At 64.7% G+C, this 22,633-nt stretch carries 19 protein-coding genes and 1 tRNA gene; 13 read left to right on the top strand and 7 right to left on the bottom strand.

What is annotated here, in order from left to right:
- Window positions 1–25: 25 nt before the first annotated feature.
- The gene (locus NG698_RS17795) at window positions 26–967 is read right to left on the bottom strand and encodes a ferritin-like domain-containing protein (protein WP_252611340.1); all 942 of its coding nucleotides are present in this window, start codon (window positions 965–967) and stop codon (window positions 26–28) included.
- A gap of 430 nt (window positions 968–1,397) precedes the next feature.
- Window positions 1,398–2,561, bottom strand: a complete 1,164-nt coding sequence (locus NG698_RS17790; RefSeq protein WP_252611338.1) for an IS110 family RNA-guided transposase — start codon at window positions 2,559–2,561, stop codon at window positions 1,398–1,400.
- Between the two features lie 576 nt (window positions 2,562–3,137).
- Between NG698_RS17790 and NG698_RS17785 the strand changes: the two genes are divergently transcribed.
- Window positions 3,138–4,526 carry an IS1182 family transposase gene (locus tag NG698_RS17785; RefSeq protein WP_445260442.1) on the top strand — a complete coding sequence of 463 codons (1,389 nt, stop codon included), beginning with the start codon at window positions 3,138–3,140 and terminating at the stop codon, window positions 4,524–4,526.
- A 287-nt stretch (window positions 4,527–4,813) separates the two neighbouring features.
- On the opposite strand, the gene NG698_RS17780 is transcribed toward NG698_RS17785, so the two are convergent.
- Window positions 4,814–5,449 carry a TetR/AcrR family transcriptional regulator gene (locus NG698_RS17780; protein ID WP_252611334.1) on the bottom strand — a complete coding sequence of 212 codons (636 nt, stop codon included), beginning with the start codon at window positions 5,447–5,449 and terminating at the stop codon, window positions 4,814–4,816.
- 100 nt (window positions 5,450–5,549) lie between these two features.
- On the opposite strand from NG698_RS17780, the gene NG698_RS17775 reads away from it, so the two are divergent.
- The 5 genes from NG698_RS17775 (at window position 5,550) to NG698_RS17750 (ending at window position 10,389) form a co-directional block, all read left to right on the top strand.
- Window positions 5,550–5,783, top strand: coding sequence for a hypothetical protein (locus NG698_RS17775; protein ID WP_252611332.1), 234 nt, complete (start codon window positions 5,550–5,552; stop codon window positions 5,781–5,783).
- 7 nt (window positions 5,784–5,790) lie between these two features.
- On the top strand, window positions 5,791–6,306 hold the full coding sequence (locus NG698_RS17770) for a DUF2269 domain-containing protein (RefSeq protein ID WP_252611330.1): 516 nt from the start codon (window positions 5,791–5,793) through the stop codon (window positions 6,304–6,306).
- Between the two features lie 138 nt (window positions 6,307–6,444).
- Entirely contained in the window at window positions 6,445–7,716 is a 1,272-nt protein-coding gene (locus NG698_RS17765) for a YibE/F family protein (RefSeq protein ID WP_252611328.1), read from the top strand.
- A gap of 830 nt (window positions 7,717–8,546) precedes the next feature.
- Window positions 8,547–9,674, top strand: coding sequence for an L-talarate/galactarate dehydratase (locus NG698_RS17755; RefSeq protein ID WP_252611326.1), 1,128 nt, complete (start codon window positions 8,547–8,549; stop codon window positions 9,672–9,674).
- Window positions 9,675–9,684: 10 nt separating this feature from the next.
- Window positions 9,685–10,389 (top strand): FadR/GntR family transcriptional regulator, encoded by a 705-nt coding sequence (locus tag NG698_RS17750; protein ID WP_252611325.1) that lies wholly within the window; start codon window positions 9,685–9,687, stop codon window positions 10,387–10,389.
- Here the strand turns inward: NG698_RS17750 and NG698_RS17745 are convergent.
- Both NG698_RS17745 and NG698_RS17740 read right to left on the bottom strand, forming a co-directional pair.
- The gene (locus NG698_RS17745) at window positions 10,361–11,932 is read right to left on the bottom strand and encodes an APC family permease (RefSeq protein WP_252600950.1); all 1,572 of its coding nucleotides are present in this window, start codon (window positions 11,930–11,932) and stop codon (window positions 10,361–10,363) included. The two genes, NG698_RS17750 and NG698_RS17745, sit on opposite strands and share 29 nt — an antisense overlap.
- Window positions 11,933–11,981: 49 nt before the next feature.
- The gene (locus NG698_RS17740) at window positions 11,982–13,391 is read right to left on the bottom strand and encodes a flavin monoamine oxidase family protein (protein WP_252600947.1); all 1,410 of its coding nucleotides are present in this window, start codon (window positions 13,389–13,391) and stop codon (window positions 11,982–11,984) included.
- A gap of 142 nt (window positions 13,392–13,533) precedes the next feature.
- Between NG698_RS17740 and NG698_RS17735 the strand changes: the two genes are divergently transcribed.
- Window positions 13,534–14,238 carry a TetR/AcrR family transcriptional regulator gene (locus NG698_RS17735; protein WP_252600944.1) on the top strand — a complete coding sequence of 235 codons (705 nt, stop codon included), beginning with the start codon at window positions 13,534–13,536 and terminating at the stop codon, window positions 14,236–14,238.
- On the opposite strand, the gene NG698_RS17730 is transcribed toward NG698_RS17735, so the two are convergent.
- Window positions 14,227–14,682 (bottom strand): UPF0158 family protein, encoded by a 456-nt coding sequence (locus NG698_RS17730; protein WP_252611323.1) that lies wholly within the window; start codon window positions 14,680–14,682, stop codon window positions 14,227–14,229. The two genes, NG698_RS17735 and NG698_RS17730, sit on opposite strands and share 12 nt — an antisense overlap.
- A 156-nt stretch (window positions 14,683–14,838) precedes the next feature.
- Window positions 14,839–14,921 (bottom strand) — tRNA-Leu (locus NG698_RS17725).
- A 332-nt stretch (window positions 14,922–15,253) separates the two neighbouring features.
- Here NG698_RS17725 and NG698_RS17720 point away from each other — a divergent pair.
- Genes NG698_RS17720 through NG698_RS17695 form a run of 6 tightly spaced genes read left to right on the top strand, consistent with a single transcriptional unit; the run spans window position 15,254 to window position 22,622 of the window.
- A complete protein-coding gene (locus NG698_RS17720; RefSeq protein WP_252600938.1) occupies window positions 15,254–15,997 on the top strand; it encodes an FHA domain-containing protein in 744 nt (247 codons plus the stop codon).
- On the top strand, window positions 15,994–16,476 hold the full coding sequence (locus NG698_RS17715) for an FHA domain-containing protein FhaB/FipA (RefSeq protein WP_252600935.1): 483 nt from the start codon (window positions 15,994–15,996) through the stop codon (window positions 16,474–16,476). Before NG698_RS17720 ends, NG698_RS17715 begins: the two co-directional genes overlap by 4 nt.
- Before the next feature lie 2 nt (window positions 16,477–16,478).
- Window positions 16,479–18,116 (top strand): PP2C family protein-serine/threonine phosphatase, encoded by a 1,638-nt coding sequence (locus tag NG698_RS17710; protein WP_252611321.1) that lies wholly within the window; start codon window positions 16,479–16,481, stop codon window positions 18,114–18,116.
- Window positions 18,113–19,501, top strand: coding sequence for an FtsW/RodA/SpoVE family cell cycle protein (locus tag NG698_RS17705; protein WP_252600931.1), 1,389 nt, complete (start codon window positions 18,113–18,115; stop codon window positions 19,499–19,501). Before NG698_RS17710 ends, NG698_RS17705 begins: the two co-directional genes overlap by 4 nt.
- Entirely contained in the window at window positions 19,498–20,958 is a 1,461-nt protein-coding gene (locus tag NG698_RS17700) for a penicillin-binding transpeptidase domain-containing protein (RefSeq protein WP_252600929.1), read from the top strand. Before NG698_RS17705 ends, NG698_RS17700 begins: the two co-directional genes overlap by 4 nt.
- Window positions 20,955–22,622 carry a protein kinase domain-containing protein gene (locus NG698_RS17695; protein WP_252600927.1) on the top strand — a complete coding sequence of 556 codons (1,668 nt, stop codon included), beginning with the start codon at window positions 20,955–20,957 and terminating at the stop codon, window positions 22,620–22,622. Before NG698_RS17700 ends, NG698_RS17695 begins: the two co-directional genes overlap by 4 nt.
- The last annotated feature ends 11 nt before the right edge of the window (window positions 22,623–22,633 follow it).

The raw sequence follows: 22,633 nt of genomic DNA, 5'->3' as shown, positions 1-22,633 counted from the left end.
CTTATCGCCTCAGGATAAATGCGCCTTAGCTGCCGCCGCTCCTGTTGAGTTTTCCGTTGACGCCGTCGGGGAAGAACCCGCCGGATTTGACCGATTTCGGGGTCAGGTAGGCGATGTTCAGGACCTGCGCGGGGGTGCGGCTGAACGCGAGAGCGTTGGCGTCTGCTGGCACGAGGTTGGCGACCTGGGCTGTTCCGATTCCCTGGTCAAGGTCCGATGTGCCGTCCAGGCTGTCGCGGGCGTCCGAGATGGCCTGCGCCGGTGCCTGCAGGTCCCGGGCGTACATGGTGGTTCTGATGATGCCCGCATGATAGGCCTCCACGGCAAGTATGCCGGCGGCCGCCTCGAGATAGGTCTTGTTATCGATAAACGGGGCAGCACCCTTATAGGCGGTGACGCCGACGTCTTCAAAAATGAACGCCCCGAGCAGGAAACTGGTCTCGTCCGTGAACGGGCTGAAGGTCTGGCCCGCCTTAATGAGTCCGGCGGCGAGAGCGGCGGCGGTGAAACTTGCATCAAGGTCGATCGGCGGGCGGGCCACCGCGGCCTTACCCAGGGCGCTGCGCAGGAACCGGACGTGCGCCTCTTCATCGGCCGCGATCTCCACGGCGTACTTCCGGACCAAGCTGCCGGCTGTGAACGGGACCTGCCTGCCGCCGGTTACTCCGCCCTTTTTGCCCTTGCCGTCCGTAAGGTTGCCGGCCAGACCTGCGCCCGTTACCGCCCGAAGGTAAAATTCGGCCTCAAGGTATTCCAGGTTCAGTGCGAAGTTCAGGATTGCCGAGTCACTGGGTCCATCAGGGCCGTCACCATTTTGATCATCATCGGCGGCTGCAGACGTGGCAGACAGCAGCGCCACCGCGCCGCCGATCCCTGCTGCGCCGGCTGCCCTGAACAGCCGGCGGCGATCGAGGCTGTCTTCAGCGCTCCGGGCCATTGCGTTGGTAATGAATTTCTGATCGAACATTTTTGTTCTCCTGCCATTCAAATGACATGGCGGGGGCAGGGCTTATACCTTTAGCGCACCCCAGCGCTGCGACACCCTCGTCGCCACGGCCAGACCGGCCATGATAACCGTCAGAGTACTCCCCCCGTCTGATATGTGGGAAGGATTGTCAAGGGGCAGTGATGAGCGGCTCCCAACTTCTTTGGTGGGGGCCGCTGGTTGGGGTGCCGTCCGGGTGTGGCGGTCGTGCTGGCGAGTCTTGTATTCGACTGGCAGTGTCAGACTGATATTCGCGGGTTGGGTTACCGCATGACGATTGTTCGGCTGGGGCGTATCGCTGTCTAAAATCGAGCGTCAACGGCCCCCATGGGCCGTGTGCTCATAGTCGGGTCTCGAGTTAGCCCCAAAGTGCTGCCACGTCACGCCCGCCACGCATCCGGAGGGCACGTTCTTATGCCGCGTTCATGCGCTCCCCCTGCCCGTGTTCGCCTTGCTGGAGGGGTGCGGCCAGGGACCAGCACCAGCCGGCGAGTTCCCTGGCGATCGCGGTGTTGGCCGTGACGGATCTTTTCGTGCGGGCATCGAAGACTTCCCATTTGTGGTGGAGCCTGTGGTTGCCTTCCAGGGCCCGGATCCGGGTGGCCGGGCCGACCAGGTCCAGCTGCTCGGCCCGGATCCGGGTGGCCGGGCCGACCAGGTCCAGTTGCCGCAGCAGGCGCAGCCCCGGCCTGGCATAGGGGCGCCGGTGCTGCCAGGCTGCCTCCACCAGGAGCTTGCGTGCGTATCTGCTCCCGGCCTTAGTGATCGGGCCCTGGTGCCGGGATTGACCCGAGGACTGCTCGCTGGGCACGAGACCCACGTAGGAGCCGATGGTGGCCCCGGTGAAGCGTGTCCAGTCGCCGATCTCCACGGCGAGCCCGAACCCGGTCGTGACCTGAATGCCGCGCAGGCACATCAACGCGTCGATCACCGGCGTGTAGCGGCAGTCCCTGGCGACCGCTGCGATGCGCTGGTCGATGCGCTTGAGATGCGCGGCCAGCAGTTCGGCCTGTTCCACGTTGTCCTCGTAAGTGAACTGCAGCACCGGGGAGTCGAAACGCTGCCGGTGCAGCCACGCTTGGTGCTCCTGGGTCCACTTCGTCTCCTTCGGGTAGCGGATGCCGTGGCGGAGCAGGATCGCGTTCACGTGCTGGCGGGCATGGGCGAGGTTCTTCGCCGCGGTGGCCCGCAGCCGGGACAAATCCCGCAGGTCCTCCTGCTCCCGCGTCGGGACCCGCACTTCCGTAACCTGGCCCAGAGCGAGCATTTCCGCCAAAAGCCGGGCGTCTCGCTTGTCCGTTTTAATCTTGTCTCCCGGTGCCCGCAGCAGCTTCGAGGACGCAGCCACCACACAGTCAACGCCGGCCTCCCGCAGGAAACGGGCCAGGACGTACCCGGTCGGGCCCGACTCGTACACGGCCTTCACCGGCGGCTCGAAGCGGCGGACCCAATCCAAAACGACCGCCGGGTCCGAGTCCATCTGCATCCGGACCAGTTCTCCGGTGTCAGGATTCAGGGCGCAGCCGACAACGGAAACCGCGTGAACATCGAGCCCAATAAACGTATGCTGAAACATAGCCGGGACCTCCCAAACCTCACATGTGGCACTACCAATGCAACTCTCATGAAGGCCTCAAGCCAAGAGGTTGTTCACTGGCAACCCACGGACGCTGTGAAACAGAAGGCCCCGGCCCTCACCAGCGGCAGTCGGGCCCCTGCCGTCCGGATACAAGGACATTTCCGCCGGGCAATAGGCCCCGCGGCGCCGCCCACCAACACGACGGAAACCCGCCAGCATCAAGCCGGCGCCGCGGGACCGGCCCGGCGACAATGGCCGCCCCGGACGGACAGGAAACCCAACCACCCTCACCTCATATCGTCTAAACAGCGATACGAAAGGCTAAATGCTGGCGGGAACCGGATGCCTTCGGATTCCCCTTCGCCGACACTGATTTGGAGGCCCCGGGTCCTCTGATGTCCCTAGGTGCGTGGGTCAGTAACCAGGGTGCGGGTTTTAAAACGCCGACGGATTGACCGGTGCCTGGTGGTGGTGACTGGGAGAATCGGGGGCATGGATACTGGTTCTTCCGCGCAGGATGGTTTGTTCGATGAGTCCCTGGTCGAGCGGGTCGAGCAGCCCACGGATGTGTCGATGGATGCCAATGGCGGGGCCAGGAAACGCTTTAGGGCGTTCGAACCGGATGCGGTGATGCTGGTCCCGCCGTCGCTGGAGGAGTGGTTGCCGCAGGGTCATCTGGCCCGGTTCATTGGCGAGCTTGTGGACGATGAACTGGATCTGACCCGGTTCTACTCCTCCTACGCCAAGGCCAAGGGCCAGCCGCCGTATGATCCGCGGCTGATGCTGCGGATCGTGCTTTACGGGTACTGCGTGGGGGTGCGGTCCTCGCGGGAACTGGAAAGAGCCTGCACGGACGTGGTCGCGTTCCGTTGGTTGTGCGCCCAGCAGGCCCCGGATTTCCGCTCGATCGGGCGGTTCCGTGAACGCCACCTCGCGGCCCTGGCCAACGTGTTCCTCCAGGCGCTGGAACTCTGCCGGGCCGCGGGCATGGTCTCGCTGGGCCATGTCGCACTGGACGGGACGAAGGTCCGGGCCAACGCCTCCCGGCATAAGGCCATGAGCTATTCCCGGCTGACCGCGAAACAGAAGGTGTTGGCCGATGAGATCAGCGACCTGATGGCGGAGGCGAAGACCGTGGACGCGGCCGAGGACGCCCGCTACGGGCCGGGCAAACGCGGTGATGAGCTGCCCGCCGAGCTGGCCAACCGGGCCCGGCGCGCCCAGGCCATGAAGACTGCCCGGGCCTCTATCGAAGCCGAAGCCGCCCAGAAGGCCCGCCGTGAGGCCGAGGCGAAAGCCCGGGCCCGCGGGGATGATGACGATGATGTCTCCGGCAAGGGCGAAGCGGCCGCTGCCGCGGCGGTCCCCAAGCCCACGGCCCAGCGGAACTTCACCGACCCCGACGCGAGGATCATGAAGACCGCGGACGGTTCCTACCACTACTGCTACAACGGCCAGGGCGTCGTTGATAAAGATCACCAGGTCATCGTTGCCGCCGAGTTGAACAACACTGCGGTGGACGTGCGGCAACTGGTCCCGATGGTCCAGAACACCCAGGACACCCTGGGCGCCATGCCCCGGAAGTGGAGCGCCGATGCCGGGTATTGCTCGGCGGCGAACCTGAAACACGTCAAAGACCTCGAAGCCAACGGCGCGACGGAGTTCTTCATTTCCACCCGGCGGATGACACACGGGCGCCCGGTCCCGGAGTCGCCCAGGGGCAGGATCCCGGCGGATGCGACCCTGGCCGAGCGGATGGCCCGGAAACTGAAAACGAAGAAGGGCCGGGCGGTCTACGCCCGGCGCAAAGCCATCGTGGAACCGGTCTTCGGACAGATCAAAACGCGGCAGGGCAAGCATGTCCTGTTGCGCGGGCTGGAGAAGGCATCCGGGGAGTGGAAGTTGATGGCCGGCTGCCACAACCTGCTCAAACTCTTCAGCTACCGCACCGCCACCGCCTGAACCGAGCCGGGGATGGTGTCCCGGAATCGAACCTGCACCACCGAACCGCGCCCCGACGGATCCTTCCCGGCTCTCCCGAGAAAATGCCCAGAGTCCGGCACCCTGTCCAGGAAAAGGAGACCGGCCCCTGGGCCGTCACGGTGCAAACCTGCGGAACCGTCAAACCACTACCGACTCACGCACCTAGAGAAACGTACCAACCTGGGCAGGGGCGGAGACTGGAGTCAGAGCCCTTGCCATCGAATCCGTCCTGATCGCTTCCCTCGCACAAGGGCGCCCCGCCGCCACTAGCCCTGGTGAGGGTGCCGGCGTGAATCCTGGTGCGTTGAAGGGGCGCTGGCTCCAGGGTTAGATGCCGCCGGAGGCTGCAGCCCGGCCAGTGTGACTTTGACGAGGCGAAGGACAGCATCGCGGGACACCAATCCACTGGCCGCTTCCAACGCATGAAGGCAGTATCCGGAGAGCTCGTCCGGGGCAACATCGGAGCGGAACACCCCGGCGCCGGCACCATCTCTCAACATCTCCGCCAGGAATTCATGGAGATGCTGGTGCGCGCGACCCACGTGTGAACCCTGGTGCAGGCGTGCGGCCTCAGCACCACCGTCGTGGGAGTGGGAGATCAGCGCGTAGGCCTTCAGGACGGCTTCAAGTTTCCGCTCAGGGCCCGCCGCGCGGTCACGGACCTGCGCCAGATGTTCCAAATGGGCTTGGACCTGGCGTTCGTGCCAAGCCGCCAGGATCTCGTCCACGTCCGGAAAGTACTTGTACAGCGTGGCCCGGCCGATCCCCACGGTCTGGGCGATCTGGGACATCGTCACCGATGACAGCCCGTGACTGGCGACCAAGCCTGCCGTGGTGTCCAGGATCGCCGAACGAACGGCGCTGCGGTGCGATTCGATGGTCTCATTCCAGAGCTTCGGCATTCCTGAAGTATACGCTCCGTCCTACGTTGGACAGGGTGACGCCAAGGAGACATACTGTCTTGTAAACACGCCGCACCAGGAAATGACCAATGGAGAAGACATGGCCCACGAGCCGAACCAACCGGAGAACAGCGATCCGGCCCCGCAGACCCTGACTGGTCCGCCCCGCTGGGTGAAGGTCTCCGCGATCGTCGCCGGCGTCCTGCTCCTGGTCGTTGTTGCCGTGATGCTGCTCAGCGGCGGCCAGCACGGGCCGGCACGGCACGGATTCGGACTGGATGCGCCCGCCTCATCTCCCGCTGCACTGCAAAGCTCCGCCAGCGGGCAGGTGTAAACCCAGAATGGTCCTGACATCTGCGCTGCGGAAATTCCTGCTGACCCTGCATGTCATATCTTCACTGGGCTGGGCCGGAGCCGTTGCTGTTTTCGTCGTGCTCGATGTTGCTGCCCTAACGAGTACTGACCCCCAGCTCGGACGCCTCCTGTGGCTGGCCCTGCAGGCGGCGGCCTGGTCCCTGCTTGTCCCCCTGGCCTTCTCGACCCTGCTGACGGGCGTTCTTCTCGGGCTGGGCACGGTCTGGGGGCTGTTCCGGCACTACTGGGTGCTCTTTAAGCTCGTGCTCACGCTCGTGGCGACCGTCGTCCTTGTGCTGTACACGCAGACGATCCAGACTGTCGCGGGGATGCTGAGGGATCCTGCAATGACCGGGATGGACCTTCCCTCTGCCTTCCTGCACACCGGCGGTGGCCTCTTCGTGTTGCTACTGGCGACGATCCTGGCAATTTACAAGCCCCGTGGCATGACCCGGTACGGGCAGCGAAAACAACTGGAGCGGCGCCGGCAGACTGTGCCCTGAGTAGGCGTTCCCGCAGGCATCACCAAAAGGGAACAGGTGGGTCGGACATGGCCGGCCCGCTTGCGTCCTGGGACAGTTGTTGTGTCAGTGCCAGGTAGCCGTGCACCGTAGAGTTCAACGGGTGAGGTTGAACTGCTGATGGGCCACGGACAAAGCCACTCCCATGGCGAGCCGGATCCGTCGCCTCAGGCGATGGCCCTGCGGCGGAGGGCAAATCGGCTGCTGTTGGCCGTTCTGGTGCCTCTGACTCTGCTGACGTTGGCTGCCATGGTCTTGATGTGGCCCTCGGGCAGCAGGGACGGTATCACCCTTACCAGCCCGTACTCAGGTGCGCCCGGTGCGACCTTTGAGAGCGGAAAGATCCAACGCGTAGTTCAGGAAAGCTGTACGCCGGGAGCAAGCCAGGACGCCCAGAGTCAGAGGGGTTCCGACTGCTTGTTTGCGTTCACCGAACCGGACAAGGGCGGCAGCCCAGTCAAGGTGATCATCAACCCGGATGTCGCGAAGTCCCCTGGGATAAATACCGGAGACAACATCAGTTACCTGGATCTGACTTCATCCACGGGCGCTGCAGCCAACAAAGCGACACCCCAATACATCTTCGTGGACTTCGTCCGTACGGTGCCGATCCTACTGCTGGCCATCCTGTATTCCGTGGTGGTGATCGCCGTTGCCCGCTGGCGCGGGCTCCGGGCACTCATCGGTCTCTTGGGTGCCTTTGCCGTGCTGGCCGGATTCATGCTTCCTGGTTTGGTGGAAGGCAAACCCCCGCTCCTACTGGCACTCGTGGGATCCACAGTGATCATGATCGGGATGCTGTACTTCGCACACGGGTTCTCCGCCCGCACATCGACCGCTCTGCTGGGCACCATGTTCGGGCTGGGCATCACGGCGGTGCTGGCAGCCTGGTCAACGGATGCCGCGAATCTTTGGGGCGCAGGGAGCTCCGAAGCCTCGGTCCTGTCCAACATTTCGGGCAACATCTCCATCTCCGGCATCATCCTGTGCGGGCTCATCATTTCCGGACTCGGGGTGCTGAACGACGTCACCATTGCGCAATCCTCTTCCGTATGGGAACTCTACGAACTCGCTCCGGAAACGTCCGCGCGCGACCTCTTCGCCTCTGCCATGCGTATCGGCCGCGATCACATCGCCTCCACGGTCTACACGATCGCGTTCGCTTATGCGGGGGCCGCCTTACCCATCATGATCCTTGTGATGCTCTACGACCGGCCCCTCGGGGAGGCGCTGACAAGTGCCGAAATGTCCGAGGAGGTGGTTCGGACCCTGGTCGGCTCAGTAGGTCTGGTACTTGCTATCCCTGTCACCACCTTCCTCGCCGTGCTGGTTGTCAAGGCAACCGGCACCAAGGGCCCTGTCCTGCCTGCCGCTTCCCAAGGACATAAATGACGACTGTCTCAGTTCCTAGGAAGTGGAACGCCCAGGACCGGCCCTTCCAAAAATGGCGACAGGCGACCAGATATCGTGTGATTGTCATCGTCGGTTGTGACACAGGGAGCACCCGGCCAGTTATTCACTGGGCTGGCGCGTCCAGCTAGGGCACACCCCAACCTGACGTCAGGCAACCACGGAAGGGCTGTCAGAATAGGATCGATTCGCCGCCTTCTAGACAGACCTCTCAGTGAGTCATAGATTTCATCCTGACACCTTCACCGACACGGCATCCGGAAGGGGCATTGCCAGGCCACAACTTGCCGAGCTGATGCGCTTTACCCGGGACGGAGACACCGTAGTGGTCCATAGCATGGGACCGGCTCGCCCGAAACCTGAACGACCTGCGCTCACTCGTCCAGACGCCGACCGACAAGGGTGTGCGCGTGGAGTTCGTAAAGGCACGCCTGGCTTTACCCGCGAGGATGCCCCCATGCCAACCTCATTTTGTCGGCGACGGGCCCCTTCGCCGAATTCGAACAACCACAAAATAAAGGAACGGCAGCGGGGCGTGTACCGCGGACGCAAAAAGACCCTTCCTCCAGAGCGTGCGGCGGAGCTGGTTCGGCGGGCGGCAGAAGGCGCTGCAAAGTCCACTCTCGCCCGGGATTACGGAATCGCCGGGAAACGGTCTACCAGTACGTTCGCCACGCCCAAAAATTGAACGGCGCACCACCCCACGCCATGGACGAGCGGCGATACCAGACATACTTGTAATACAAGTTGGATACTTGTACTGTAAGTAGCAGGGCAACGCAGCCCGGACAGCCTGCTTTTGAGGAGCAACCATGAGTACCGTCGATGTCATCCGGCACGTCAAGCTTTCCACCGCGCGGCTGCCGCTGACCGTCCCCATCAGTGACGCCAAGGTGTTCACCGGCCGCCAGAAGCCAATGACCGACGTGGTGTTCCTGTTCGCGGAAATCACCACGGAAATGGGTTATAGCGGTATCGGCTTCAGCTACTCCAAGCGCGCCGGCGGCCCCGCCCAGTACGCCCACGCCAAAGAGGTCGCGGAGGGGCTCATCGGTGAGGACCCCAACGACATCGGCAAGATCTACACCAAGCTCCTATGGGCCGGCGCCTCCGTGGGCCGCTCAGGTGTGGCCACCCAGGCCCTCGCCGCCATCGACATCGCGCTCTACGACCTCAAGGCCAAACGCGCCAGCCTCTCCCTGGCGAAATTCCTGGGCGCCTACCGGGACTCCGTCCAGACGTACAACACCTCCGGCGGCTTCCTCAACGCCTCCCTCGAAGAGGTCAAGGACCGTGCCACCGTCCTCCTGGAGGAAGGAATCGGCGGCATAAAGATCAAGGTCGGCCTGCCCGATTCCGCCGAAGACCTGCGCCGCGTGGCCGGCATCCGCGAACACATCGGCTGGGATGTTCCCCTCATGGTGGACGCCAACCAGCAGTGGGACCGGGCCACCGCCCTGCGCATGGGCCGCCAATTGGAGCAGTTCAACCTGATCTGGATCGAAGAGCCGCTGGATGCCTACGACTTTGATGGCCACGCGCACTTGGCCAATGTCCTGGACACGCCCATCGCTACCGGCGAGATGCTGGCCTCCGTGGCCGAGCACAAGGGCCTCATCAACGCCAACGGCTGCGACATCATCCAGCCGGACGCCCCGCGCGTCGGCGGCATCACCCAGTTCCTGCGCCTCGCCGCCCTCGCGGACGAACGCGGGCTTGGCCTGGCGCCGCACTTTGCCATGGAGATCCACCTGCACCTCGCCGCGGCGTACCCGCGGGAACCGTGGGTGGAGCACTTCGACTGGCTGGATCCGTTGTTCAACGAGCGCCTCGAAACCAAGAACGGCCGCATGCTCGTCCCGGACCGTCCCGGCTTGGGCGTGACCCTCAGTGACCAGGCCCGCGCCTGGACCACCGAGTCCGTGGAGTTCGGCGCGTAACCTTGAACGCATGAGCCGGAACCTGACCGCGGACCTCGCCGCCGACCTTCGCACCCGCATCGTGGACGGCGTCATCCAGCCCGGCGACAAGCTTCCCAGCGAAAACACGCTGATGGGCGACTTCGGTGTCAGCCGCACCGTGGTGCGCTCGGCGCTGACGCGGCTCCAGGCCGAAGGCCTGGTGGAAACCGAACGCGGGCGGGGCAGCTTCGCGCTGACCCCGCCCGACGACGGCCCCCAGCCAGTCCCGGGCAGCCGCCCCGTCGCCAGCGTCGAAGACCGCCTCCACCTGCTGGAATTCCGGCTGGGAGTGGAGTCCGAAGCTGCGGCCCTGGCCGCCCGCAACCACTCCGACCGCCAGCTCCGGGCGGTCAATGCTGCCCTGGAACAGTTCGCCGCCAGCGCTGACCACCCCGGCCACGCCATGAAGGCCGACTTCGAGTTCCACCGCGCCATCGCGGCCGCCTCCGGCAACCCTTTCTACTCAGATTGCCTCGCCGCCCTGGGCCAGACGATGATCGCGATGCCACGCACCCGGCTGCTCACCGGCGTCGAACATTACGCCCGGGACCACTTTGACCAGGTGGTGCACGAGCACCGGTCCATCGCTGCCGCCATCGCCGACGGCGATGAGACCGCCGCCTCGGCCGCCATGCGCAGCCACCTCGCAAACTCCCGACGGCGGTTCAAGGCTTCGATACGCCCGCCCGCCTAAACTCCTCGCGGCCGCGTGCCAGCACCTGCCCCTTGAAGAACTCGGGCCGCAGCCGGGACATCACCAGCATGATCACCACGCCCAGCAGGATCACGCCCATGCCCAGGATGAACACCATCCCCAGCCCGCCCACCGATGATCCGGAGCCGTACTCGGGGTCCATGGAATCGGCGGCGGTCTTGAAGAACATCACCAGCAGGATGACTCCACCCAGCAGCGGCGCCAGGAACTTGAAGAAGAAGGCGCGGCCATTGCTGAACGCCTGGGCCCGGAAGAACCAGACGCATGCCAGCGCTGTGATGCCGTAGTAGAAGCAGATCATCATGCCCAGCGCCGTGATGGTGTCCCAGAGCGCGTTCTCCGAGGTGGTCCGGGTGATGACGTAGAAGGCCGCTGCGGCAAGGCCCGCCGCGATCGTGGCGTAGCTCGGGGACTTGAAGCGCGGGCTGACCTTGCCGAAGCGTCCCGGGAGTGCTTTGTAGTGGCCCATCGACAGCATGGTCCGCGCCGGAGACACAAACGTGGACTGCAGCGAGGCCGCCGAACTGCTCAGGATGGCGAGGGACATCAGGATGGCGAACGGTCCCATCACCGGCCCGGACAGAACAGCAAAGATGCTCGACTGGTTGTCCGGATTCCCGGCACCGAGGCCGGTTTCGCCCACCCCTGCGAAGGACAGGGTGGCCAGCGCGACGGTCATGTAGATCGCGACAATCACCACCACGGTGACGGTTGCCGCCCGTCCCGGAGTCTTCTCCGGATTCTTGGTTTCCTCGTTCATGGTCAGCGTGACGTCCCAGCCCCAGTAAATGAAGATGGAGAGGGAAACCCCGGCAGCAAAGGCTGAGAAGGATCCGACCGCGAATGGGTTAAACCAGTCGGGCGAAATGGCAGTCGCATCAAACGCCGAGCCGTTGGCCACGTGACTGAAGGCAGCTACAGCAAACCAGCCCAGCACCAGCAGCTGGAACGCCACCAATACATACTGCACGCCCTTCGTGGCTTCCATGCCCCGATAGGAAATCCAGCAAGCCAGGGCGATGAACACCAGGGTGGTGGCGATGTTCAGCGGAAGGTTCTTGCTCAGCTCGCCCAATTCCGGGTTGCCGAAAAGCTGGGCCAGCATGAGGTAGAAAAAGTCCACGGCGACGGCCGCCAGGTTGGACAGCACAATGATGGTGGCCGCAATCAGCCCCCAGCCACCCATCCAGCCGATCCACGGACCAAAGGCGCGCGATGCCCACGTGAACGAGGTGCCGGCGTCGGGCATGGCATTGTTCAGTTCGCGGTAGCCGAACGCCACCAGGATCATGGGGATAAAGCCCACCAGGAAGATCGCCGGCAGCTGAACCCCCACTTCCGAAACCGTTGGCCCCAGCGCCGCGGTCAGCGTGTACGCCGGCGCGATGCAGGAGACACCGATGACGACGGCGCCCAGCAATCCCACCGCGCCCGCCTTCAGGCCCTTCCCGCTCAGGCCCTTTTCGGCCAGGCCATTGCCCGGGGCGCGGGGTGGCTGTGCTGTCACTTCTTTGGGACTCATGGCCGTGCCTCTCTTTCATTCGACGCTGAATGGGTTGGAGCTGGTGCGCTCAGCCAACGGCGGCGGCTGCCTCGTTTGTCGCATGGGAAGTGCCCGCCGCGTCCACGATTCGCGCCGCTGTGCGCTGGCCCATGCGGACGGCTCCGTCAACGTGCTGGTAGCCTTCGGCGGCGAGGTCCGAGGAGCACCAGTAGATCGGGCCCACAGGAGTGTGCTGGTCCTTGCCGTAACGGTGCAGGCCGCCCAGATCGTAGCTGGCCGCGTACGCGCCCCGGGTCCATTCCTCGGAGCCCCAGTCGGATTCGTAGTAGACCTCGGGTTCCAGGGCCTTGTCCCCCAGGAACCCGGCAATCGATTCCAGGATGGCGCGGCGGCGGTCCTCGGCAGTCAGCTCGAAGACGGCGTCGGCCTTTTCATCCGAGACGAAGCCCACCAGGGTTCCCCGTGAATCACCGTGGTTGGTGTTGTCGTAGACCTCCTGGACCAGCGAACCGGCACCGAAACCCGTTCCGGAGAGTCCGTCTTCACGCCAGAACGGCGTGCTGTAAACGGCGTGGACCTTGATCACCAGGCCCAGCGACTGGTGCTGGTGCATCTGGTGCTGCCGCCGCGGAAGCGGCGGGTCAAAAGAGACGCGTGAGTAAAGGTTCGGTGGCACCGCCATGATCACAAAACGCGCATTCACGGTGGCGCGCTCCGAAACAACGCTGACGCGGTGTCCGCCTTCTCCGGCATCCTCCCAGCGGACCGTGCGCACCGGACTGTTAAGTACGACGTCGGCACCCAGTTCCGCTGCCTGCAGCAGGGACACCTGCTGCATCCCGCCTATGACCCGCTTGTCCAGGATGAAGTCCTCGTCGGTGAGGTGGCTGAAGGACCCGGCGGACGCTGCCATCAGGACCGCCTGCAGTGCCGAAAACGCGAGCGCGGGCTTGGTGAGCATGCCTCCGGCGATGAACAGGCCAATGTTGTTGCAGGCCTCCTCGTCGGCGGAGTTCCGGCGCAGCCAGTGGTGGAAGGAGATGGTGTCCAGCTCACGGGCCTTGGGATGGGCCCACGGCTCGGTGGCGCCGATTTCCGCGGCGAGGCCGTCCAGAATGCCGATCAGCTTGTCCATTTCCGCCCCGGTGGCTGCGCTCACCGGGAAGGAATCACCGGTGTAGCGGGTTTTCTTCCCGTCGGCGCCGACGTAGACGGACTCGCCCTCCCGGTAGCGGGAGTATGTCTTCAGCCCGAGCTCGTCCAGGAGCTCCAGCAGTACGGTCTGATCCGGGGAGACCCACTGGCCGCCGATTTCCAGCATGGCCCCGTCAATGGTGTCGGTCCAGGTTCGGCCGCCCACGCGGTCCCGTGCTTCCAGCACTGCCACGCTGAGGCCGGCCTTCCTCAGCTCGCGGGCAGCAGTGAGCCCGGAGGGTCCAGCGCCAACGATCACAACGTCACGGTCAAGATTCAGCATGATGTCCTCTCTATGGCCGGTCGAGCGACACGAACCACTAAATGAATGCCATTCATTTATTAGAACTATAGCTGTTTTGCGGTCCGCAAGGAAGAGCCGGGTGGAATAATGCTGGAGACATCTGCCCGCAGAAAGGCCAGCAATGCCGGCATCACCAGCCGCTTCAAGAACTGCCACGGAACGCGAACCCGTGCCGCAAACCGGTGGGGCGCGGCGCCGCGTGGGGCGGCCCGCCGCGGCTGTCCTGGACCAGGCGGGCATCACGGCAGCAGCCCTGCGGCTCATCGGCAAGGACGGCTACGACGGTCTCACCATGGCCGCACTGGCCCGCTCACTGCACGTGGCGCCGTCGGCCCTTTATAACCATGTGGAATCCAAGCGGGACGTGCTCCTCCTCGTGGAAGACCATTTGACTGCCCTGGTGGATGTGACCGCATTCGCGGCGGAACCTTGGGAGTCCGCCGTGCGGAAGTGGGCCTGGAGTTACCGGGACGTCTTCGCGGAGCACACGCCCCTGATTCCCGTCATCGCAGTACTTCCCGTGACTGACGCACCGCAGACCCTCGCCATGTATGAGACCGTCAGTGCCGGCTTCCGGGCGGCCGGATTCCCGGAGGAGCGGATCGTGTCCGCCATCGTGGCCCTGGAATCCTTCATCTTCGGATCCGCCTACGACGTCACGGCCCCAGCCGACATTTTCGATTCCGGCAGCATGGCGGAATCGACGCCGAGCTTTACGGGTGCCGTCCGGAGCCTGGCCGCGCTGGGGCACGAGAAACCTGCAGACGTGGCGTTCAGCCTGGGGCTTGAGGCCCTTATTGCGGGCTTCGGGGCGTTACGCGAGTAGGCGCAGGGCTTTCTCAGCCTCATCCTGTTCCACCACACCAGATTCCGCCAACCACTCTATGGCGCGGCGCCGCATGGCTCGGTTATGGAATGAGAACCATAGGGTCTGAAGCTCGGGGAACTCTGCGAGCGTGTTCCTGAAACGCCGGAATGCTCCCTTGCCGTCTATTGCGCGCCAGAGCAGGTCCTTGGCGCGTTCATCCCGCACATCCGCGATGAACGATTCCATGTCGCGGTAGGCCTCATACGGTCTTATCGGTTCCACAAGGATGGCGCCGCGTGCTTCGAGGTCTTCCTCGGACTCTTCGGCTTCGTCAAGCGAGTCCCTCAGCCAGAGGCTGGTCTCTCCCGTGCGGGGGTCGAACCAGTACCTGGAATCCCAGTCGGACGGGGAATCGAGGGCGAGTTGCAGCATTTCCATATCAATTGCGCCCAATGTCAGCATGAGCAGTCCTCCGGCCGCATGATCCAGCGGGTGTCACTCGCATGCTATACCCACAGTTACGCCCGCGGCATGCCGGATTCGGGGCCCAGCGTTAAGGACCGCCCCGGCGTTAAAGAAAGGAACCCCGGTCCGAAGACCGGGGTTCCCTTGATTGCGTGCGCGAGGGGGGATTTGAACCCCCACGCCCTTTCGGACACTGGCACCTGAAGCCAGCGCGTCTGCCGTTCCGCCACTCGCGCGCAACTTCTTTTTCCATGAATTACGGCCGTTTTCCCGGATCCGCAACCTTGTAAAAGCAGCGAGATCAAGCATAACGGACATCGGCGGCAAAACACCAATTGAGCCTCGGGAGGGGTCAAATTCCCCGCCGGGAGGGGGCCGGCATGGAACCCCTAGCGAACTTTTCCGGGGGCCTGGCCGTTGTGGATTAAGGTCATTCACAGGCCTGCCCAGTAGTATCTGATGTAGTAGTGCCTGCCACTGCCAGGCAGGCTGCTGGGTTCTGAACAGCATTGTTGGCTGAGTTCCGGAACGAAAACTGCCCCGCTGCCGGGGGGAAAGGAGAAGGACCATGGGATTGCTGGACAAGGTCGAGCGCGGCATCGAAAAAGCCGTCCGCGGTGTCTTCTCCACCGGTTCGCGCGCCCAGGTTGAACCTGTGGAAATCGCCAGCCGGCTCCGCCGCGAGGTGGACAACAAAGCCCTCACCATCGCCGCCGGCCGCACACTGGCCCCCAATGTCTTCGACGTCCAACTCAGTGATGACGACTTCAGGAGGGCTCAGGACTGGGGCACGCCGCTGGCCGAAGAACTCTGCGACGTCGTCATCAACCACGTCCGGAGCCAGGGCTACACCCTCCAGGGCTCGGTGCGGATCTCTTTCCGCCGGTCCGAGGATCTTCGCGCTGGCAACTTCGAGATCGTCTCCTCCACTGAGAAGTCCAAAGCCGGCCCCGGAGTCTCCTCGGCCAGGCCCAACATGCCCGCAGCCCCCAGCCGCCCGCCCGTACGGCTGCAGCCCGTCCTGGACATCGACGGCCAGCGCTACTCGCTTAATGCCCCCTCCGTCGTCCTGGGCCGGTCCTCCGAGGCCGACATCCTGATTGACGACACCGGCGTCTCGCGCCGCCACCTCGAGATCCGCACCGCCAGCGGCGTCACCAGCGCTGTGGACCTCGGCTCCACTAACGGCAGCTACGTCAACGGCCATAAACTGGCAGGCAGCACCGAACTGACCGACGGCTCCACCATCACGATGGGACGGACAAAGATCATCTTCCGCCTGCTTCCCGCCAACCCTGGGGGCCGCCCATGAGTGACCTGACCATCACTGCCCTGCGGTTTGGGTTCCTGATCCTGCTCTGGGTCCTCGTCTTCAGCATCGTTTCGGCCATGCGCAGGGACCTGATGGTGGGCCGCAAAGCCGCCGCAGGCACCCCCACCGCCCGTCAGGTCCGCAAAAACCCGGAACTGGCCGAGGCTCCGCCGCAGCCGCTCAAGCAGCAGGCCCACCAACTGGTGGTCACCGAAGGTCCGCTCAAGGGAACCACCATCCCCCTGGCCGCCAGCCCCATCCTGTTGGGCCGCGCTCAGGAAGCCACACTGGTACTTGAGGACGACTACGCCTCCGGCCGCCACGCGCGGTTGTTCCCGCAAGGCAGTCGATGGTTCATCGAGGACCTTGGCTCCACCAACGGCACCTACTTGGCCGACCAGCAACTTACCCGGGCTCTGCCCGTTGAGCTTGGTGTACCCGTGAGGATCGGCAAGACGGTCATCGAATTGAGGCCGTAGCCATGGCCGCTGACATTCCCGCCGGCGGGGCCACACCCGTCCAGCGGCCCCTCATCATGCGCTATGCCGCGCGCTCGGATGTGGGACGCATCCGGGCCAAGAATGATGACTCGGCGTACGTCGGCCGCCATTTGGCAGTGGTCGCGGACGGCATGGGTGGCCACGCGGGCGGCGATGTTGCCTCCGCCGCCACCGTGCTGGACATGCTGCATCTGGACCACGGCGACTACGACGGCGACGCCGGCACGGTCCTCGCCGACGAGATCCAGACGGCCAACTCCCTGCTATCCGAGCTGGTGCATATCAACCCCAAGCTCGCCGGCATGGGCACCACCGTCACATCCCTGCTGCTCGCCGAGGGCAAGCTGCACTTCGCGCATATCGGCGACTCCCGGGCGTACCGCCTGCGTGATGGCGAGTTTGAACAGGTCAGCGTGGACCACACGTTCGTCCAGCGGCTGATCGATGAGGGCCGGCTCCGGCCCGAAGAGGCCGAAACCCACCCGCACAAAAACGTCCTCATGCGCGTTCTAGGCGACGTCGACGCCAGCCCCGAGCTGGATCTGGACACCCTGGACGTCAAACCCGGGGAGCGCTGGTTGCTGTGCTCGGACGGGCTCAACTATGTGGCCGGACATGTGGTGGAACAGACCGTCCGCGAGACAAAAGATCTGCGTGAGTGCGTCGAAACCCTGATTAACCTGACGCTGGAAGCCGGCTCACCGGACAACGTCACCGTGGTCATGGTGGAAATCACCGAGGAAACGTCCGACGACGTCAGTACCGCCGCCGTCGACATCATCCCTTCACAGCTGCTCACCGAAGCCCTCGCCGCGGGCGGCGAGGCCGCCAGCGCTTCACCGGACCCCGAGGCGGCCGACGACAAAAAGCCCGTCGCCGACAAAGCCCCCGAAAAGCCAGCCGCAAAGGAACCCCCGCCCTCCACCGACCCCCATCTCGGCGAGCACCTTTCGGCCGAAGTGCTGCGGCAGGAACTCGCATCGCGCCCGCACGAACTCGTCGGTGCTGCGGCCACTGCGGCCGAGTCCGGCTCCATTCCCACCATCGCCGGCCGCACCGTGGCCCGGCGGGCCGCCACCGTCCTGACGCACAAGGCCGACGCCCCCGTTGCGGAGGCGGATGACCTCCTGGGACAGCCCAAACCCCGCCGCTGGGTCACTTTATCCATCGCCGCGTCCGTGCTGGTGGTGCTGACCGTGGGCCTCTGGCTCGGCTACGCCTGGACCCAGACCCGCTACTACATCGGGGAATACGATTCCCGCGTGGCCATCTACAACGGTGTGTCGCAGCGGCTTGGTCCCATTCAGCTTTCAACCCTCGAAGCCGTAACAGAGATCCGGATGGATTCCTTGCCCCAGTTCTCCCAGCAGCGCGTCCGGCAGACAGTTCCCGCGCGTGACCTCTACGACGCCCAGCGGATCGTGAAGAACCTCGAAGGCACCGGCACCATTGCTCCGCCGGATGAGTGCCTGACCCCCTCGCCCACTCCGGCCCCAACAACTGCGCCGGCTGCAACACCCACCGCACCTGTCCCGTCGCCGGACCCGTCCGCTCCTGCGGCAGCGCCGGCCCCTGCCGCCTCACCCACCCCCACTACCGCCTGTGAGGGGGGCCAGTGAGCCAGCTCAGCACCATCCCCAAGCCCCGGCGCAACGTGGAACTGTTGCTGCTGATCCTCGCCCTGTCTGTGGGCATCGGCGCCAACATGCTGGTGGGCGTTGACCAGGCGAAGGCGTTCGACTCCGATTTCTGGTTCCAGTCCAGCCTCCTCGCGGTGGCCGCCCTGGTCTTCCACGTTGTCCTGCGGATCCGGGCTAAATATGCCGATCCGGTGATACTTCCCTTGGTGGTGGCACTCAACGGCCTGGGTCTCGCGATGATCCACCGCCTCGACGCCCCCGGGGAGGACACCGGCAACAACCAGCTGCGCTGGACCCTGATCGCCATGGCCGTGGCCATCGGCGTGATCTGGTTCCTCAAGGACCACCGGGTCCTCCGTCGCTTCACCTACATCTCGCTGGCTGTGAGCGCGCTCCTGCTGATTCTTCCACTGGTGCCCGGCATCTCGGCCGGCGAAATCCTGGGCGCCCGGGTCTGGATCCGGGTGGGTCCCATGACATTCCAGCCGGGTGAGATCGCCAAGATCACCCTGGCTATATTCTTCGCCGGTTATCTTTCCTCCAACCGCGACCTCATTCTGCTGGCTGGCCGCAAGATCGGCCCGCTGCAGTTCCCCCGGTTCAAGGACATGGGGCCCATGATCACCGCCTGGCTGGTGAGCATCGGCGTGTTGATCTTCCAGCGCGACCTCGGGTCTTCCGTGCTGTTCTTCGGCCTGTTCATCGTGATGATCTACGTGGCCACCAGCCGTATCAGCTGGGTGGTTATCGGCTTGGGCCTCATCCTGGGCGGCGGCTTCGTGGCAGCCCAGGTGTTTTCCCATGTCGAAGTCCGCATCTATGGCTGGCTGAACGCCTTCAGCCCAGACGTGTACGAGACCGGCAGCCGGCAAGTCATCGAGGGACTCTTCGGCATGGCCAACGGCGGCCTGGTGGGTACCGGCCTGGGCCAGGGCCGGCCGGACCTGGTCCCCTTCGCCAACAGCGACATGATCATCGCGTCCATCGGCGAGGAGCTGGGCCTGATCGGACTGTTCGCCGTAGTGCTGATGTACGTCATGCTGTTCACGCGAGGGTTCCGGGCAGCACTGGGCACCCGGGATGCCTTCGGGAAACTGCTGGCCTGCGGACTTTCCTTCGCCATCGCCCTTCAGTGCTTCGTGGTGATCGGCGGAGTCACACGACTGATCCCGCTGACCGGCTTGACCACGCCGTTCCTTGCCGCCGGCGGTTCGTCGCTGCTGGCCAACTGGATCATCGTTGGCCTGCTCCTGCTGATCTCCCATACGGCGCGGGGACCGGTGGACACCACACCACTTCCTCCCGGCGGCGCTGCGGAACCTGCAGGAATTGATACTCCCACCGAGGCGGTGAAACGAGCGTGAACCAAGCAATCCGTAATTCCTGGGTGGCAGCGATCGCCATGTTTGCCCTGATCTTCGGCGCCATCAGCTTCGTCCAGGTGGTCGGTGCCGATGACCTCAAGGGCAACCCCCTGAACCAGCGGGCCATTCTGCAGAATTACTGCAACGACCGCGGCGCCATCATCGTGGGCGGGGAGCCGGTGGCCGAATCGGTGGAAGGCACCTCGGAGGTCTGCCAGTTCCAGCGGACCTACGCGCAGCCAGCACTCTATGCAGGCATCACGGGCTACTTCTCGAAGAACTACGGTGCCACCGGCCTGGAAGTTGCCATGAACGCCCAGTTGGCCGGCAGCTCCGACCAGCAGTTCTTCGACCGGATCGGCCAGCTCTTCCTGGGCAACCAGCCGAAGGGCGCCTCGGCGGAACTCACCATCGATCCCGCCATCCAGAAGCTCGCCTACGACCTCATCCCGGACGGCCAGCGGGGATCCATTGTGGTCACCAACCCCAAGACCGGCGCCATCCTGGCCATAGTGTCCAAGCCGTCCTATGACCCCAACCTGATCGCCACCCAGGACCCCAACGCCGAAACCACCAACATCAACGAGCTGGTCAAGGTCCCCGGCATCAACCTGAACCAGAATGTCAGCGGACCCACGGGCGAGTTGCTCGCTCCGGGATCAGTCTTCAAGCTGGTGGATACCGCCGCGGCCCTCGCCTCAGGGAAGTACAACAAGGACAGCGTGCTCCCCAACCCGGCCGAGATGCCCTTCCCTGGGATCCAGTACAAACTGCCGAACTACGCCGGAGGCAACTGCTACACCCAGGACAAGGCCAGCTTTGCCTTCGCCCTGCAGCAATCCTGCAATACGCCGTTCGCCAGCATTGCCCTCGACCTAGGCCGCGACGCCATCGCCGAGCAGGCCGCAAAATTCGGCTTCGGCGAGGATCTGGGCGACCAGCTCAAGCTCGCCTACGCCAGGGGCAGCGGATTCCCCGATGACATGGACGGGCCAGGCCTGGCCCAGTCCGCCATCGGCCAGAAGGACGTGCGCGCCACTCCGCTGCAAATTGCCTTGATGACCTCGGCCATCGCCAACAACGGCGTCCAGATGAGCCCCAGCCTGGTCAAGACCGTGCGGTCCCCGGACCTCAGGGTCATTGACGAGCCCCAGCCTGAAGCGCTCCGGACGTCCACCACCCCGGAAATTGCCCGCCAGATCACCGAATGGATGACCAGTGCGGTGAGCCAGGGCATAGCCCGCGGGGCGGCCGTCCCCGGCGTCCAAGTGGCCGGCAAGACCGGAACCGCTGAACTGGGCAACGGCCTGAACAACTCATGGTTCACCGGGTTTGCCCCGGCGAACAACCCGGAGGTGAGTGTCACCATCGTCATGGAAGGCGTCGACATCACCACCGGCGCACAGCTAACCAGTCCGAACGCGAAGAAGATTTTTGAGGCGGTGTTGAATAAGTGAGGCCTACAACGGGAATCACCCTCGGCGGCAGATTCCAGCTGACCACGCGGATTGCGATCGGCGGGATGGGAGAGGTCTGGAAGGCCAAGGACCAGGTCCTGGGCCGGATTGTCGCCATCAAGGTACTCAAGGAGGAATACACCGGTGACCCCGGTTTCCTCCAGAGGTTCCGCGCCGAGGCACGCCACACCGCCCTGTTGAACCACGTGGGCATCGCCAATGTCTTTGACTACGGCGAGGAGGATGGCTCGGCCTACCTGGTCATGGAGCTCGTTCCGGGCCAGCCGCTGAGCAGCATCATCGAGCACGAGCAGGTACTGTCCCCGGACCGGACGCTGTCCATGATGGCGCAGACCGCCCGCGCCCTTTCCGTCGCCCACGCCCAGGGGCTGGTCCACCGCGACATCAAGCCCGGTAACCTGCTGATCACCCCCGACGGCCGCGTCAAGGTCACCGACTTCGGCATCGCCCGCCTGGCCGACCAGGTCCCGCTGACACAGACAGGCCAGGTAATGGGCACCGCCCAGTACCTCGCCCCCGAGCAGGCCACCGGCCAGACCGCTACCGGCGCCTCGGACATCTACTCACTCGGCGTGATCGGTTACGAGTGCCTCACCGGGCACCGGCCCTTCTCCGGCGAATCCCAGATCGCCATTGCCCTGGCGCAGGTCAACGACGCCCCGCCGCCGCTTCCGGAGACCCTGCCCAAACCGGTCCGCGCGCTGCTGATGTCCATGCTGTCCAAGGACCCCAAGAACCGCCCGGCCAACGCCATCAAGCTGTCGGAAGCCGCCGAGGCCATCCGCAACGGCGATATTGACGCCGCGCACGCAGCGGTTCCCGGCATGCTGCTCTTCGAGGCAACCACGGGCCCCATTACCGCGCCGGTGGACATTGCCACGGCACCCACCGGAGTCATCGCCCAGAAGGACAGCAACACGACATCGACGTCCGCCCTGCCCGTGCTGGGTGCCGCTGCCGGCGGCGCTGCAGTCGGCGCAGCGGCCGCGGGAGCCGGGAGCACGCTTTCGCGTGCGGACGCCCTGGCCGCGGAGCGCAGCTGGGTGCAGGAGGAAGAGAAGTACGACGACGAACCGGAGGACGAGCCCGAGCGTCGCGGCCGCAGCCCCTGGACGTGGCCGCTGGTCGCCTTGATCGTGCTGGTTCTGTTCGCGCTGGTGGGGTTCTTCCTGACGCAGGCCGGGATTTTCAACCCGGCCAGCACCACCACTAACTCTGCATCCAGCAACCCGCCGTCCACCAGCGCCAGCCCGTCAAAAACCTCGGCGTCCGCTACGCCTACCCCCACCCGGACCACCGACGCGCCCACGCCCACGCCCACCCCCAGCACCGTGGACATCATTTCGGCGGCCTACCTCGGGAAGGACTACCGTCAGGTCCAGGGGACGCTGGAAACCATGGGCCTGTCCGTCCGGGTCATCCCGCAGCAGAGTACTTCCGCCGCCGGAACGGTGTTGCAGGTCAACCCCACGGGCACCGTGCCCAAGGGGGCTGAAGTGACTGTGACCTACGCCGTCCCGGTCCCGGCCAGCACGCCGACAGCTCCGCCATCCACGCCGGCCGCCCCTGCTGAGCCAACGTCCACCCTCCCCAAATGCAACCCCGGCCAGCTGCCGGGATTGCCTCCTACCTGCGCGCCGTAGCGGTCGGGATT

The organism is Pseudarthrobacter raffinosi (assembly GCF_023913735.1).
Classification (GTDB): Bacteria; Actinomycetota; Actinomycetes; order Actinomycetales; family Micrococcaceae; genus Arthrobacter; species Arthrobacter raffinosi.
This window is presented reverse-complemented; position numbering and strand designations above follow the sequence as displayed.

What these genes read in the sequence shown, in the direction of transcription:
- NG698_RS17770 (WP_252611330.1), top strand. Translation starts at nt 5,791, where the DNA reads ATGGTCCTGACATCTGCGCTGCGGAAATTCCTGCTGACCCTGCATGTC.
- NG698_RS17740 (WP_252600947.1), bottom strand. Translation starts at nt 13,391, where the DNA reads ATGCTGAATCTTGACCGTGACGTTGTGATCGTTGGCGCTGGACCCTCC.
- NG698_RS17745 (WP_252600950.1), bottom strand. Translation starts at nt 11,932, where the DNA reads ATGAGTCCCAAAGAAGTGACAGCACAGCCACCCCGCGCCCCGGGCAAT.
- NG698_RS17795 (WP_252611340.1), bottom strand. Translation starts at nt 967, where the DNA reads ATGTTCGATCAGAAATTCATTACCAACGCAATGGCCCGGAGCGCTGAA.
- NG698_RS17750 (WP_252611325.1), top strand. Translation starts at nt 9,685, where the DNA reads ATGAGCCGGAACCTGACCGCGGACCTCGCCGCCGACCTTCGCACCCGC.
- NG698_RS17710 (WP_252611321.1), top strand. Translation starts at nt 16,479, where the DNA reads ATGGCCGCTGACATTCCCGCCGGCGGGGCCACACCCGTCCAGCGGCCC.
- NG698_RS17780 (WP_252611334.1), bottom strand. Translation starts at nt 5,449, where the DNA reads ATGCCGAAGCTCTGGAATGAGACCATCGAATCGCACCGCAGCGCCGTT.
- NG698_RS17765 (WP_252611328.1), top strand. Translation starts at nt 6,445, where the DNA reads ATGGGCCACGGACAAAGCCACTCCCATGGCGAGCCGGATCCGTCGCCT.
- NG698_RS17730 (WP_252611323.1), bottom strand. Translation starts at nt 14,682, where the DNA reads ATGCTGACATTGGGCGCAATTGATATGGAAATGCTGCAACTCGCCCTC.
- NG698_RS17720 (WP_252600938.1), top strand. Translation starts at nt 15,254, where the DNA reads ATGGGATTGCTGGACAAGGTCGAGCGCGGCATCGAAAAAGCCGTCCGC.
- NG698_RS17715 (WP_252600935.1), top strand. Translation starts at nt 15,994, where the DNA reads ATGAGTGACCTGACCATCACTGCCCTGCGGTTTGGGTTCCTGATCCTG.
- NG698_RS17755 (WP_252611326.1), top strand. Translation starts at nt 8,547, where the DNA reads ATGAGTACCGTCGATGTCATCCGGCACGTCAAGCTTTCCACCGCGCGG.
- NG698_RS17735 (WP_252600944.1), top strand. Translation starts at nt 13,534, where the DNA reads ATGCCGGCATCACCAGCCGCTTCAAGAACTGCCACGGAACGCGAACCC.
- NG698_RS17785 (WP_445260442.1), top strand. Translation starts at nt 3,138, where the DNA reads ATGGATGCCAATGGCGGGGCCAGGAAACGCTTTAGGGCGTTCGAACCG.
- NG698_RS17775 (WP_252611332.1), top strand. Translation starts at nt 5,550, where the DNA reads ATGGCCCACGAGCCGAACCAACCGGAGAACAGCGATCCGGCCCCGCAG.
- NG698_RS17790 (WP_252611338.1), bottom strand. Translation starts at nt 2,561, where the DNA reads ATGTTTCAGCATACGTTTATTGGGCTCGATGTTCACGCGGTTTCCGTT.